This is a genomic window from Planomonospora sp. ID67723 (assembly GCF_015711605.1).
Classification (GTDB): Bacteria; Actinomycetota; Actinomycetes; order Streptosporangiales; family Streptosporangiaceae; genus Planomonospora_A.
On sequence record NZ_JABTEZ010000002.1, the window covers coordinates 911,172 to 924,437 of the forward strand.

The 13,266-nt window shown below is 73.4% G+C and carries 14 protein-coding genes; 6 read left to right on the top strand and 8 right to left on the bottom strand.

The window, feature by feature from the left end:
- Positions 1-123: 123 nt before the first annotated feature.
- From HS041_RS16780 to alc, 3 genes are all read left to right on the top strand, one after another.
- Positions 124-1,425 (top strand): glycerate kinase, encoded by a 1,302-nt coding sequence (locus HS041_RS16780; protein WP_196441613.1) that lies wholly within the window; start codon positions 124-126, stop codon positions 1,423-1,425.
- A gap of 20 nt (positions 1,426-1,445) precedes the next feature.
- Positions 1,446-2,738 carry an allantoinase AllB gene (allB, locus tag HS041_RS16785; protein WP_196441614.1) on the top strand — a complete coding sequence of 431 codons (1,293 nt, stop codon included), beginning with the start codon at positions 1,446-1,448 and terminating at the stop codon, positions 2,736-2,738.
- A gap of 164 nt (positions 2,739-2,902) precedes the next feature.
- The gene (alc, locus tag HS041_RS16790) at positions 2,903-3,856 is read left to right on the top strand and encodes an allantoicase (RefSeq protein ID WP_196441615.1); all 954 of its coding nucleotides are present in this window, start codon (positions 2,903-2,905) and stop codon (positions 3,854-3,856) included.
- Between the two features lie 109 nt (positions 3,857-3,965).
- Here the strand turns inward: alc and HS041_RS16795 are convergent, their stop codons facing one another.
- On the bottom strand, positions 3,966-4,721 hold the full coding sequence (locus tag HS041_RS16795) for a class I SAM-dependent methyltransferase (protein WP_196441616.1): 756 nt from the start codon (positions 4,719-4,721) through the stop codon (positions 3,966-3,968).
- Positions 4,722-4,792: 71 nt separating this feature from the next.
- Between HS041_RS16795 and HS041_RS16800 the strand changes: the two genes are divergently transcribed.
- Positions 4,793-5,362, top strand: coding sequence for a CGNR zinc finger domain-containing protein (locus HS041_RS16800; RefSeq protein WP_196441617.1), 570 nt, complete (start codon positions 4,793-4,795; stop codon positions 5,360-5,362).
- 102 nt (positions 5,363-5,464) lie between these two features.
- On the opposite strand, the gene HS041_RS16805 is transcribed toward HS041_RS16800, so the two are convergent.
- From HS041_RS16805 to HS041_RS16820, 4 genes are all read right to left on the bottom strand, one after another.
- The gene (locus tag HS041_RS16805) at positions 5,465-5,947 is read right to left on the bottom strand and encodes a hypothetical protein (RefSeq protein ID WP_196441618.1); all 483 of its coding nucleotides are present in this window, start codon (positions 5,945-5,947) and stop codon (positions 5,465-5,467) included.
- Between the two features lie 427 nt (positions 5,948-6,374).
- Complete coding sequence (locus HS041_RS16810) at positions 6,375-7,292, bottom strand: DUF6891 domain-containing protein (protein WP_196441619.1); 918 nt, start codon at positions 7,290-7,292, stop codon at positions 6,375-6,377.
- A gap of 5 nt (positions 7,293-7,297) precedes the next feature.
- Entirely contained in the window at positions 7,298-7,603 is a 306-nt protein-coding gene (locus tag HS041_RS38390) for a helix-turn-helix domain-containing protein (RefSeq protein WP_230879095.1), read from the bottom strand.
- 429 nt (positions 7,604-8,032) lie between these two features.
- The gene (locus tag HS041_RS16820; protein WP_307845328.1) at positions 8,033-8,449 is read right to left on the bottom strand and encodes a winged helix-turn-helix transcriptional regulator; all 417 of its coding nucleotides are present in this window, start codon (positions 8,447-8,449) and stop codon (positions 8,033-8,035) included.
- Between the two features lie 101 nt (positions 8,450-8,550).
- On the opposite strand from HS041_RS16820, the gene HS041_RS16825 reads away from it, so the two are divergent.
- Entirely contained in the window at positions 8,551-9,249 is a 699-nt protein-coding gene (locus HS041_RS16825; RefSeq protein WP_196441620.1) for an NAD(P)-dependent oxidoreductase, read from the top strand.
- Positions 9,246-9,707, top strand: coding sequence for a nitroreductase/quinone reductase family protein (locus HS041_RS16830; RefSeq protein ID WP_196441621.1), 462 nt, complete (start codon positions 9,246-9,248; stop codon positions 9,705-9,707). The genes HS041_RS16825 and HS041_RS16830 overlap by 4 nt, the downstream gene beginning before the upstream one ends.
- 19 nt (positions 9,708-9,726) lie before the next feature.
- On the opposite strand, the gene pgeF is transcribed toward HS041_RS16830, so the two are convergent.
- The 3 genes from pgeF to HS041_RS16845 form a co-directional block, all read right to left on the bottom strand.
- On the bottom strand, positions 9,727-10,452 hold the full coding sequence (gene pgeF, locus HS041_RS16835) for a peptidoglycan editing factor PgeF (RefSeq protein ID WP_374058852.1): 726 nt from the start codon (positions 10,450-10,452) through the stop codon (positions 9,727-9,729).
- A gap of 68 nt (positions 10,453-10,520) precedes the next feature.
- On the bottom strand, positions 10,521-12,434 hold the full coding sequence (gene pknB, locus HS041_RS16840; RefSeq protein ID WP_196441622.1) for a Stk1 family PASTA domain-containing Ser/Thr kinase: 1,914 nt from the start codon (positions 12,432-12,434) through the stop codon (positions 10,521-10,523).
- Between the two features lie 75 nt (positions 12,435-12,509).
- Positions 12,510-13,265, bottom strand: coding sequence for a thiazole synthase (locus HS041_RS16845; protein ID WP_196441623.1), 756 nt, complete (start codon positions 13,263-13,265; stop codon positions 12,510-12,512).
- Between the last annotated feature and the right edge of the window lies 1 nt (position 13,266).

Genomic DNA, 13,266 nt, shown 5'->3' on the forward strand with positions numbered 1-13,266 from the left:
CCCTGCCCGCTCGCACCGGGCAGGGGCGCGTGTCCGCCCATTCTCCATCAGGGAGCAGGGTTGTCTGATCTGTCGCGTGACCCCCGGCCGGTTTCCGAGACCGCTGTGTCCTCGGGCGGTCTCATGCCGGTTTCCGAGACCGCTGTGTCCTCGGGCCACGTCGTCATCGCCCCCGACAAGTTCAAGGGGTCGCTGACCGCGGCCGAGGTCGCCGCCCGTGTCGCGGCCGGCCTCGGCCCCGGCGTCGCCACGGTCGCGCTGCCGGTCGCCGACGGCGGCGACGGCACCGTGGCGGCCGTCGTCGCCTGCGGGTTCGAGCCCGTCGAGATCGAGGTCACCGGCCCCGTCGGTGAGCCGGTCCGCGCCGTCTACGCCTGGCGCGACGCCGGACCGGGAGCCTCCGGAGCCGGAGCGGTGGACGTGCCGACCGCTGTCATCGAGCTCGCCGAAGCATCCGGCCTGCGCAGGCTTCCGGCCGTCCCGGGCGGCTCAGGCCAGGAGGGCCCGGAGGCCGGGGGGTCTCCCGTCCAGGCGGGCCCGGCCGCGCACGGCGGGGTCGCGCTGGCCCCCCTCGCCGCGACCAGCCGCGGCACCGGCGAGCTGATCGCCCACGCCGTACGGCGCGGCGCCCGCCGCGTCGTCCTCGGCCTGGGCGGCAGCGCCTGCACCGACGGCGGCGCCGGGATGATGCAGGCCCTGGGCGTGCGCTTCCTCGACGCCGAGGGCCGCGAGCTCCCGCCCGGCGGGGCCGCCCTGCGCGCGCTCGACGAGATCGACACCTCCGGGCTCCTGGAGACCGCCGGCGTCGAGTTCGTCGTCGCCAGTGATGTGGACAACCCCCTGCTCGGCCCGTACGGCGCCGCCGCCGTCTACGGCCCGCAGAAGGGCGCCTCGCCCGAGGACGTGAAGCTGCTCGACGGCGCGCTCGCCCGCCTGGCCGCCGTCGCCGCTCACACCCACGGCCTGGTCGGCGCGATCGAGCACGACGACGTCGTCCGGCCCATGGGCGTGGCCGGGCAGCCCGGGGCCGGGGCCGCCGGGGGAGTGGGTTTCGCCGCCCTCGCCTTCCTGCGCGCCGAGATCCGCCCCGGCATCGAGTACCTGCTCGACCTGCTCGGCTTCCACGACCTGCTCGGCGGGGCCCGGCTGGTCGTCACCGGCGAGGGTTCCCTGGACGAGCAGACCCTCCGCGGCAAGGCCCCCGCCGGGGTCGCCGCCGCCGCGGCCAAGGCCGGGGTCCCCGTCGTCGCGGTATGCGGCCGCCGTACCCTCGGCGACGACGAACTGCGCGCGGCGGGCATCGAGGCCGCCTACGCGCTCACCGACATCGAGCCCGACACCGCCCGCTGCATCGCCGAGGCCGGCCCGCTGCTCGAACGCCTCGCCGCCGGACTCGCGGCCGACCGGCTCGTGCCGGGGCCGTAGGGAAACCGAAGGAGCATCACATGCACGATCTGGTCATCACCTCCCGCAGGGCCGTGCTGCCCGACGGGGAGCGGCCCGCGGCGGTCGCCGTACGGGACGGCAGGATCGCCGGGATCCACGCCCACGACGCCGCGCCGGACTCGGCTGAGCGGGTCGACCTCGGCGACGTCGCGCTGCTCCCCGGCCTCGTCGACACCCACGTGCACGTCAACGAGCCGGGCCGTACCCACTGGGAGGGTTTCGCCTCCGCCACCCGGGCCGCCGCCGCGGGCGGGGTGACCACGATCGTCGACATGCCGCTCAACTCGCTCCCGCCGACCGTGGACGTGGCCGCGCTGGCGGTCAAACGGGCCGCGGCGGCGGGGCAGTGCGTGGTCGACACCGGCTTCTGGGGCGGTGCGGTCCCGGGCAACCTGGCGGACCTGCGCCCCCTGCACGAGGCCGGCGTCTACGGGTTCAAGTGCTTCCTGTCCCCGTCGGGCGTGGACGAGTTCCCGCCGCTCGGCGCGGACGAGCTGCGAGCCGCCATGATCGAGATCGCCTCCTTCGACGGTCTGCTGGTCGTCCACGCGGAGGACCCGGCGCTGCTCGCCGACCCGGCCGGGCCCGGCTACGCCGAGTTCCTCGGCTCGCGGCCGGGGGAGTCCGAGCGGCGCGCCGTCGAGCGGGTCATCGCGCTGGCGCGGGAGACCGGCGTGCGGGCGCACATCCTGCACGTGTCGTCCGCGCTCTGCCTGGAGCCGCTGGCCGAGGCCCGGCGCGAGGGCGTGCGGATCACCGCCGAGACCTGCCCGCACTACCTCACGCTGGCCGCGGAGGAGGTGCCCGAGGGCGCGACCCAGTTCAAGTGCTGCCCGCCGATCCGCGGCGAGGCCAACCGCGACGAGCTCTGGAGGGGCCTGGCCGGCGGAGTGCTCGACTGCGTCGTCTCCGACCACTCCCCGTCCACCCCGGACCTGAAGGTGCCCGACTTCGCCGCCGCCTGGGGCGGGATCTCCTCCCTTCAGCTGGGCCTGACCGCCGTCTGGACCGAGGCCTCCCGGCGCGGGCACGGCCTGCGTGACGTGGTGCGCTGGATGGCGGGGGCCCCGGCGGCCCTGGCCGGGCTGGCCGGCAAGGGCGCCATCGCCGAGGGCAACGACGCCGACCTGGTCGCCTTCGATCCCGATGCCCGCCACACCGTGGACGTGTCCGCCCTGCACCACCGCAACCCGGTCACGCCGTACCACGGCAGGACCCTGTCCGGGATCGTCCGCACCACGTGGCTGCGCGGCCGGGCCGTACGGGACGTCCCCGAGGGGAACCTCCTGTGACGCCGGTCCCGGCGATCACCTCGCCGGGACCGGAGCCCGCCCCGGAAGGGGAAGACCCCGCCGCACCGCTCCGCGCGGAGCCGTACCGGCGAAAGCGGCCTCTCCGCCTGCGGAGGCCGTTCCCGCGAACCAGCCCGTCTCCCGCCTACCAGAAAGGCTCTTCCGTGAGCGAGTTCACCCGCCTCCCCGACCTGGCCCTGCGCACCCTCGGCGGGTCCGTCGTCGCGGCCAACGACGAGTCCTTCGCCGAGAGGGAGTGCCTGATCCGCCCCGGCCGGCCCGGCTTCCAGGCGGAGACCTTCGGCGCCAAGGGCCAGGTCTACGACGGCTGGGAGACCCGGCGCCGCCGCGAGCCCGGCCACGACTGGGCACTGGTCCGCCTGGGCCTGCCCGGCGTGATCCGCGGCGTCGTGATCGACACCGCCTGGTTCAAGGGCAACTACCCGCCGCACGCCTCCGTCGAGGCGGCCGCGGTCGAGGGCTACCCCTCGGTCGCCGAGCTGCAGGCCGCCGACTGGGTGGAGATCGTCCCGAAGAGCGACATCAAGGGCGACGCCGAGCACTGCTTCGAGGTGTCCGACGAGCGCCGCTACACGCACGTCCGGCTGAACATGTTCCCCGACGGCGGCATCGCCCGCCTGCGCGTGCACGGAGAGGTCAGGCCCGACCTGTCGCTCTACGACGGCCTCGGCCTCGACCTGGCCGCTCTGGAGAACGGCGGGCTCGTCACCGCCTGCTCCAACGAGTTCTACTCCTCACCCAACAACGCCATCGCCCCGGGCCTGGCCCGGCACCAGGCCGAGGGCTGGGAGACCGCGCGCCGCCGCGACGACGGCAACGACTGGCTGACCATCCGGCTCGCGGGCGCCGGCGTCGTCAAACTCGCCGAGATCGACACCACGAACCTGCTGTTCAACGCCCCCGGCTGGGTCTCGCTCACCGGCATCGACGCCTCCGGAGAGGAGTTCGGGCTGCTGCCGAAGACCCGCCTGCAGCCCGACACCCCGCACCGCTTCCGCATCGAGAACCCCCGGGCCGCCACCCACGTCCGGGTCGACATCTACCCCGACGGCGGGCTGGCCCGCGTCCGCCTGCACGGGCTCCTCAGCCAGGACTAGAGCCGCTCCGCCGCCATCGGCCGGTACGGCTGCCGCTCGTCGCCCTGCAATCCCCGACCACCCCGCCGTCTGGGCCGATGCCGGCACCTCGCCGCTCCTGCTGCCCGGCTCAGGCGCGGACGGCGCAGAGGAGCCGGTTGTTGCCGCGCTGCCACAGGGAGCCGACCTCGGCGAAACCGGCGCCGAGGAGGGCGCCGACATGCGTGGAGAGCAGGGGGGACTCCGAGCCGTGGTGGCCGGCGCCCGCGGTGGTGCGTGCGGAGTGCAGCTCGGCGAAGGCGGGGTCGGCGGCGACCGCGTCCCACCACTCGCGCCATCCCTCGGGACGCCGGCCGCCGAACCTGCGCTCGGTCGCCCGGTCGTGCACGGCACGTTCGAGCCGGGCGAGGACCGGAGTGGTGTCGTCGGTCTCCAGATGATCCCCGTTGAGCAGCAGGCCTCCCGGGCGGAGCACGGTGGCCAGTTCGGCGTACACCTTCGGCAGCTCGGACTCGGAGATCCAGTGCAGCGCGGTGGTGCTCACCGCGGCGTCGGCCGGCCGGTCCAGGCCCAGGGAATCGGTCCATCCGGGGGTGCGCAGGTCGAGGGGGACGAACCTGAGACGGGGGTAGGCGGCGCGGCCGAGACCGAGCAGCAGCGGGTCCGCGTCGACCGAGACCACCGTCGCCCCCGGCAGCCGCTCCAGCAGGCGGGCGGAGAGCGAGCCCGGGCCGCAGCCCAGGTCGATGACCAGCGGGTCGGGCCGTCCCAGCGCCTCGACGGCGTCGATCAGCGCGGTGAAGCGCTCCTCCCGGTCGGGCAGATAGCCCTCCTGCTGGCGGTCCCAGCGCGCGATCCACTCGAGCGCGGCATCGTGGGTGAGCACAACGGCCTCCTTGTGACTGTCGTTTAAGCTTTCACAAGTCACAAACTAGAGCCGAGGATGTAACTGGTCAAGTGGATTTCAACAGTCACGCTGATGCGATCGTCCGGGTGGCGGTGGGCCTGGTCAACGAGCTGACCCCCGGAGAGAGACGCGGCCGCCCCTGGCCGCCGCCGCCCGATCTGGCCGCCGCCGCCACCGAGGGACTGCGGACCGGCTATCCGGGCCACCGGGAGGCCACCGAGCAGGAGGCCGGCGAGCTCGCCGAGGTCGCGACCCGGTTGCGCGTGGTCTTCGACGCCGTCGCGGCGGGGGACATCGACGCGGCGGCCCTGCAGGTGAACGCGCTGCTCCAGGAGACGCGCGCGCGGCCGATGCTCGAACGGCACGACGGGGAGCCGTGGCACCTGCACTTCCACGGCCCCGGCGGCACCATGGCCGGTGACTGGGCGGCGAGCTGCGCCACGGGGCTGGCGATCGTGCTGGGGAGCGAGTTCCACGACCGGCTCGGTGTGTGCACGGCGCCGCACTGCGACCGGGTGTACGTGGACGTGTCCCGCAACGGCACCCGCCGGTTCTGCTGCACCGCATGCCAGAACCGCGTCAAGACCGCGGCCTTCCGCGCCCGGGGCAGGGGCGCGTGATCGCGGAGAGGTCCGATCCCCGTGAGGGCCGCCTGCCCGGCGGGGCTCACGTCCGTCGACGCATGACGGGCCGGGCCCGATCCACGCGGGGCGGATCGCCGTCTAACCGCAGTGCATCCACTTTCCTTCCGGCGTGCCCCCGTGGACGACGGGCTCGGAGCCGATCCGGATCGCCCCGGTGAACCGGACGCACAATCGGTCGGCGTAGGCGTAGACCGGGCCCGCGTACCACTTGTAGCGCGTGCTGCCGTTGGCGACCCCGATGTCGGGGCCGTCGTACTTCTTGTTCCCGTTCTTGTCCGCGAAGAGCGCGACGTACAGGTAGCTCGTCTTCCCGACGTAGGGGCTCGCCACCCGGGTGATGGCGCACTTCCTGCGGGTGAGCTCGCTGTGGTAGAGCGTGACGGTGCCGTACACCTTCCCGCCCTTCGCCCCCTTCGTAAGGGGATAGGAGGCCACCTTGCGGAACGAACTCCCCCTGCAGACGCCCTGGGGATAGGCCTGCGCGGGGCCGGTGGGCACCAGGGTGAGGGCGGCCGCGGCGGCCAGGGCCGTCCCGCCCGCGACCCAACGAGTGATTTCCAAGGACTCTCGCCTGACTGTCCGGAAGATGGTCGCCGACCATCCTGGCAAGGGAGTACGGACGTCATCACGCTAACACGGTCTCCTCCGGAGGGAGTCGCCGTTTCCCGGCCGTCCGGCATCGACCCGTAGCCGTCTCGGGCGGATCGGAACACCTGCATCGGGAAGCGCCCGGTGCAGGCCGCCGCGGCGCCGGCATCACGCCGGGCGACCCGTCCGGGCGGTCCTGCTCGACGGGTCCGACGAGTGCGGAGCAGTGAGCACGGCAGCCGGGAGACCCCCGCGCGGCCCCGGAGCGATCCCGGGGACGTCTGCCTCTCCGGCCTCACGACCGGAGAGGTGTGACCGTGGCGCACAGCCCGGCCCCGGGCTCGTCCCACGACGGTCTCGGGGCCGTCGTCTCCGGCCGACGACTCCCAGGGGCGCCTCCTCAGCCGATGAGGCGTCTGCGCCAGTCGAGGGGGGTGACGGTGATGCTCTGCGAGGGGTCGCCGCTCCACTCCGCCGACAGGCCGGTCTCCCCGAGTGCGGCCACGACCTCCCGGCCGATGGACGCCGTCGTATCCGGTGAACCGTCGAAGCCGCCGTACAGGAGTGCCAATCCGCGCCCGGCCGCGGCCGAGTCCGTGCACTGGCTGTGGAAATAGACATAGCCCCGGGCGTCCGGTGCGCCCGCCGCCCCGATCTCCGCCTGACCGCAGGTACGGCAGCAGGTGAAGTTCTCCCTCGCCGTGATGCCTGCGGCCTCCAGGAGGGCGAAGGCCCGGCTGAGCCGCTCCGGGTCCGTCTCCCCCTCCCAGGAGGCCTGCTCCCCGACGCGCTCCAGCCACAGCCGGTCCGCCAGCCGGCGTGCCTGTTCGGGAGAGACCGGCCGGCGGTCCCCTGACACGAGATAGTCCTGCGCGATCTCGGCCAGCTGCGCCCGCGTCGCGTAACCACCCACGATCACTTCACGGATCCGCGCATCGAGCCGCTTGCGCTCGTCCTCGTCAAGCTCGAGAGGGGGCGGAGGCTCAGGGAGGCCCAGGTCCAGCCGGGTCCAGTTCAGGCCCGAGCCCCATTCGTCCTCCAGGCGCGCCCACCGGGTCATGGCCGCGACCACCGGCTCGGGCGTGTCGAGTATCGCCTGGTAGTGCCGGTCAGGTGCCCCGTCGCGGTGTTCCAGCACATATTCGTCCCCGGCTTCGTGCCATACCTGAATGAAGACACCGGGCAGGTCGGGGATCCGCTGGACGACCAGGAACCTGTTGTGCCGACCGCCCAGCCGGTTGACGAGTTCGGCGAGTCTCCCGGCGTCTGCCCGGACGTGCCGGTGACCGTCCTCTGTCAGTGCGGTAATTGCGAACATGCCGGTCACTCTGGCACAGGGCACGGACAGGCGATCAGCCGTTCACCGCACGGGGAAAGGCCCGCCGGCAGTCGCCCGGAGACACCCAGTTGCCTGAGGAAGTGGTGGCGGAGGTTGTCGGCCGTGCCGAGCCCGCTCAGCTCCCCGACCTTCGCGATCGGCAGGCCCGTCGATTCGAGCAGCCTCCGGGCACGTGCCAGGCGCTGGTCGAGCAACCACTGCAGCGGTGTCGTCCCGGTGGCTGCGCGCAGCCACCGGTAGAAGGTCCGGGGGCTCGTCGCGCCTCGTCGCGCCTCGTCGCGCCGGCTCATCGACCGTGAGCGGCCGATCGTGGTCGCGGTCAGGAGGCCGGATTCTTCCAGGCGGTGGGTCTCTGGATGGAGAGCGGAGAGGCTGACTCCCAGCTCTTGCGCGAGGGATGTTGAGCGTCCAGGTCCGGTCGGTACGAAGACAGAGCGCGGCTAGGAGTCGTGCCTGCGTTTCGGCGCGGAAGACGGGTGCCGCACGAGCTCCGACGCTTCGCATATCGCGAAGATCTCTTCGTTATCATCGAAGCGTCAACTGATCGTATCCGATCGATCGCTCTCGGTTCGGGCGGTCGATCCTGGGATCATGAAGAGCAGCCAACGGGGAACCTCCCATCGGCGGCACCAACGTTGCCTGGCCTTTGGCGGGGCGCCGGTGCGGTGATGCGCGGGTGAACACCCCGTCAGCGGCGCCCTACGGATGCGCGGCGGGAGTCACCCGGCTCCGGTCACCCCTGATCCGGTGGCTCCGGCCCCGCCGTGGACGACCGGAGGGGAGGACGCCTCCCGCGCGTCGAGAAGCTCGTCCCAATGCTCCTCGGTCCAGGCGCACAGGGCGTCCATCGGCCCGAGAAGGCTGCGGCCGAGCGGGGTCAGCCCGTATTCGACCCGCTGCACCGGATCGGCGTGGGCCGTCCGGCTCACCAGCCCGTCCCGCTCCAGGGAGCGCAGCGACTGGGTGAGCACCTTCGCGGAGACGCCCCGCAGGGGGACACGGAGCTCGGAGAAGCGGCGCGGCCCGTCCTCCAGGCAGCGGATGATCATCCCTGCCCACTTGTCGCCGACGCGGATCGGCGTGAGGCCGGAGGGGCACACCGGGTCGAACATGTCGGGGTCGAGAGGCTTCCTCACGACTCCACCGTAGCCGGTAACCCGGAGGTAACCGCCGGGCCGGATACCGTCCGGGCAGCGGCCGGCGACCGGGTCCGGCCCACGGGACGCGAGGTGCTGACATGAGCAGGATCGTCATCTTCGGGGCGGGCGGAAGGGCCGGAAGGGCGGCCGTGGAGGAGGCCCGCCGCCGTGGCCACCGGGTCACCGCGGTCGTGCGCGACCCGGCCCGGTACGGGGGTGCGGTGGCGGACGCCGGCCGGGCCGCCGGCGGGGACGGCGCGCCGGTCGTCACAGGCGGTGCCGCCGAGGAGGGAGGCGTGCCGATCGTCGCGGGTGATGTCACGGACGCGGACGCCGTCGCCCGGCTCGCGGCGGGGCACGATGCCGCGATCAGCGCCGCGGCCGACCTGGACGCGCGGCCCGAGGTCTTCTTCCCCGCCGCCGCCCGCGCCCTGACCGGCGGGCTGGCCCGGGCAGGGGTGGACCGGCTGCTGGTGGTCGGGCTGGCCTCCGTGCTGGAGACCGTGTCCGGGACGCTCCTGATGGACACCCCCGGCTACCCGCAGGAGTACCGCGGCTTCTACCTCGGGCACGCGGCCGGGAACGAGGCGCTGCGCGCCGCGGGCTCCGCTCTCGACTGGCTGGTCGTCAGCCCGGCCGGCGACTTCGACCACGGCGGCGGGCGCACCGGCCGCTACCGCACGGCACCGGCCGAGGCGGCGAGCCGCATCTCCTACGCCGACTTCGCGGTCGCCCTGCTCGACGAGATCGACACTCCGAAGCACCACCGCACGCACCTCGGCGTGGAGGCGGGATGACGAAGGCGGAAGAAGCACCGGACGGCTCCGGCGGCCGGGCGGAAGAGGTCTTCGACAACCCGGACGGCTGGGTGGCCGAGCACATCCGCCGCTTCCTGGAGACGGACGGGCGGCCCCGGGCGGGGGTGGACGACCTGCTGCTGACGACCCGAGGCCGCCGGTCGGGCAGACTGCGCCGTACGGTGCTGGTCTACGTGAGGGACGGCGACCGCTACGTCGTCACCGCCTCCAACAGGGGAGCGGCAGGCGATCCCGCGTGGTATCTCAACCTGGCCGAGAACCCCGGAGTGGTGGTGCGGGTCGGTGCGGAGGAGTTCGCCGCGAACGCGCGGACCGCCGGAGCGGGGGAGAGGCCGCGGCTCTGGCGGCTCATGGTCGAGGCCATGCCGTCCTACCGGGACTACCAGGAGATGACGGACCGGGAGATCCCGGTGGTGATCCTCGAACGCGCGGGGTGACGCGAGGCCGGGGCGGGCCTCAGCCCTCCAGCCAGACGTAGCCCGCGAACCGGCCGGTCGGGCGCTCCCTGCGGTGGGAGAACAGCTCGGGGGACTCGATGGTGCAGCGCGCGTCGTGGCGCACGTCGCCGACTCCGGCCCTGACGAGCTGCGCGGTGATCCCCGCGCGCAGGTCCACCGCGGGCGTGCCCGCCCGGGTGGTCGCCCAGGTCTCCGGGACCGCCTCGGCCACCGAGGCCCGCATCTCCGCCGGGACCTCGTAGCAGAGCCCGCACGCGGCCGGTCCGATCAGCGCGACCATCCGGGAGGGCTCGGCGCCGCGCTCCGCCATCGCCGCGACCAGAGCGGGGACCACCCCGGCCATGGTGCCGGGCCGGCCCGAGTGGGCCGCGCCGACGATCCCGGCGACGGGATCGGCCAGCAGCACCGGGGCGCAGTCGGCCACCAGCACGCTCAGCGCGAGTCCCGGCACGTCCGTGCAGACCGCGTCCAGCGGGGGCGGCTCGTCACCGAACGGGGCGGTGACATGGCGGGCGCCGGCGCCGTGCACCTGTCGCATCATGACCACGCGCGCCGGGTCGACCCCGAGGTCCGCGGCGGTCCTGGCCCGGTTGCGCAGCACCGCCTCCGGGTCGTCGCCCACGCCCCCGCCGAGGTTGCGGCTGCCGTACGGCGCGGCGCTCGTCCCGCCGTGCCGGTCGGTGAAGGCGGCGTGGATTCCGTCGGCGAGCTGGATGCGGTTCACCGGGGGAGGCTATCAAGCCGGGCGGGTTCCGTCCGCGGCGTGGACGGGTCGCGGGGTGGGGCAGGACCTCAGTGCCAGAGGGTGACCCGGGTCCCGGGCGGGGCGTTCTGGCCGCCGGGCGGGTGCTGGGCCAGCACCCGCCCCCGGTCTATCCCCTTCTTCACCCGCACCGCGAACCCGGCCGCGCGGAGCTCGTCGCGCGCGGCCCGGATGTCCTTGAACATCACGTTGGGGATGACGATGACGTTGTCGCCGGTGACGTTCTCGCCGTTGTTCTCCCACGGCCAGTGCCACTCGACGCTGCACGCCGACAACGTCAGGTTGATCACCTCGCCCTTGTCGATCTCGGCGTTGGGCCGGGGATCCTGGGCGATGATCGTGCACGGCTCGGCGCCGTCGGTCTGCTCGACGAACCTGGGATCGAAGCCCGCGCCGCGCAGCATGCCCTCGGCCTCGTCGCGGTGCATCCCGATGACGTCGGGCATCAGCAGGCCCGCGCTCACGATCAGGTCGACCTTGCTGCCCTCCTTGACGGGATTGCCCACGGCGGGACTGGTCCGTATCACCTGGCCGCGCGGGACGGTCTCACTGGCCTGCTTCTTGACGTCGTCGACGAGCAGACCGGCCTCGGCCAGCTTCTCCCTCGCCGCGTTGACCTCCAGGCCGACCGCGTTGGGCACGTTCACCCGCTTGGGGCCCGCCGAGGCGACGAGGACCAGCTTGGAGCCGGGCTTCGCCTCGGTGCCCGCGACGGGGGCGATCCGCAGCACGTTGCCCTTGGGGACCTTCTCGTCGTGCTCCGCCTCGCCGATCTCGACCTGGAAGCCGGCCTTCCTGGCCTGGTTCTCGGCGATCGTGATGTTCTGGCCGACCAGCTCGGGCACGGTGACCGTGCTGTTCTGGGAGAACATCCAGCCGGTCACGCCGACCGCGGCGATCATCACCACGGCCAGGGCGACCAGGAACCAGTTCGGCCGGACCCCCTTCCCCGGCCGGGCCCGGGGCGGTGCCTGGCCGGCGGGCCCGTTGGGCAGGTCGGCCCGGGGCTGGATCAGGGTGTGGTTGGCCGGGGCGGGCGGCGCGGTCGGAACCGGGAGCGACGGCACCGGTCCCGAGGGGATCGGGCCGCTCTCCCTGGGCAGCATCCGGTGCGCGTCGACCGCGGCCACCAGCATCGCCGTGGCGTCGGCCGGGCGGTTCGCGGGGTCGCGGGCCGTCGCCCGGGCGACCAGGGTGTCCAGCAGCGGCGGGCACTCCGGCAGGAACGACGAGGGCACCGGCACGGTGTCGTGGACGTGCCGGTAGGCCACCGACATCGGGGTCTCGCCCTCGTACGGCTGGCGGCCGGTGAGGATCTCGAACAGCATGATCCCGGCGGCGTAGACGTCGCTGCGCGCGTCGGCGGTGCCGGAGGTCACCTGCTCGGGCGACATGTAGCCGATGGTGCCGATCATGACGCCGGTGCGCGTCTGGTTGCTCGCCTCGATCGCGCGGGCCAGGCCGAAGTCCACGACCTTGACCCGGCCGTCATCGGTGAGCAGCACGTTCTCCGGTTTGACGTCCCGGTGGATCAGCCCGGTCTGGTGCGCGGCGCCCAGGGCGGCGAGCACCGGGATCAGGACCTCCAGGGCCTCCCTGGCGGGGAGCCTGCCCCGCTCGCGGAGCACGTCGCGCAGGGTGCGGCCCGGCACGTACTCCATCGAGAGGTAGACGTTGTCCCCGTCGGTGCCCTGGTCGAAGACGTGCACCACGTTGGGGTGCGAGAGGCTCGCCACCGACTTGGCCTCGCCGATGAACCGCCGCACGAAGGCGGGATCCTCGGCGAGGGAGCGGTGCATCACCTTGACGGCGACCGTACGGTCGAGCCGGACGTCCAGGGCCAGGTAGACGGTGGCCATGCCACCCCGGGCGATCCGGGACTCAACGCGGTAACGCCCGTCGAGGAGTTTCCCGACGAGGGGGTCGGTTAGCGTCGTGTCCACCTGCTCGAGTTTACGGGCGTTTTGCCATTCCCCGGGTGCCCGCCAGACAAACCGATGCGGATACGTGGCGTTCGTCTACGGATTCATGGGAGATGACGCCTCCGCGTACCGGCGGCGGGGGATGCGGCCCGCCAGCCGTGCCGCACGGCCGGCCCGCACCGCCGAGCGCATGGCCTCGGCCATCAGCTCCGGCCGTTGCGCCCGGGTCACCGCCGTCGCCAGCAGCACCGCGTCGCAGCCCAGCTCCATCGCCAGCGCGGCGTCGCTGGCCGTGCCGATCCCGGCGTCCAGGATCACGGGCACTCCCGCGGCCTCCACGATGAGCTCGATGTTGTGCGGGTTGCGGATGCCGAGCCCGGACCCGATCGGCGCGCCGAGCGGCATCACCGCCGCGCAGCCCGCCTGCTCCAGCCGCCGGGCCAGCGCCGGGTCGTCCCCGATGTACGGCAGGACCGTGAACCCGTCGGCGACCAGCCGTTCGGCCGCGTCGAAGGTCTCGATGGGGTCGGGCAGCAGGGTGCGCTCGTCGGAGATGACCTCGAGCTTGACCCAGTCGGTCTCCAGCGCCTCCCTGGCCAGCCTGGCGGTCAGCACCGCCTCCCCGGCGGTGAAGCAGCCGGCGGTGTTCGGCAGCACCTTGATGCCGCGTGCGCGCAGCACGTCCAGGACCGATCCCGGGGCCGACGGGTCCAGCCGCCGCATCGCGACCGTGGTCAGCTCGGTGCCCGAGGCGGTGAGCGCGGCGTCCAGCACCTCCAGGGAGGGGGCGCCGCCGGTGCCCATGATGAGCCGGGAGGAGAACTTCTCCCCGCCGATGATCAGATCGTCCACG

Coding starts and splice junctions, on each gene's coding strand:
- HS041_RS16780 (WP_196441613.1), top strand. CDS start 124: ATGCCGGTTTCCGAGACCGCTGTGTCCTCGGGCCACGTCGTCATCGCC.
- HS041_RS16810 (WP_196441619.1), bottom strand. CDS start 7,292: ATGTTCGCAATTACCGCACTGACAGAGGACGGTCACCGGCACGTCCGG.
- HS041_RS38390 (WP_230879095.1), bottom strand. CDS start 7,603: ATGAGCCGGCGCGACGAGGCGCGACGAGGCGCGACGAGCCCCCGGACC.
- HS041_RS16830 (WP_196441621.1), top strand. CDS start 9,246: ATGACGAAGGCGGAAGAAGCACCGGACGGCTCCGGCGGCCGGGCGGAA.
- HS041_RS16825 (WP_196441620.1), top strand. CDS start 8,551: ATGAGCAGGATCGTCATCTTCGGGGCGGGCGGAAGGGCCGGAAGGGCG.
- allB (WP_196441614.1), top strand. CDS start 1,446: ATGCACGATCTGGTCATCACCTCCCGCAGGGCCGTGCTGCCCGACGGG.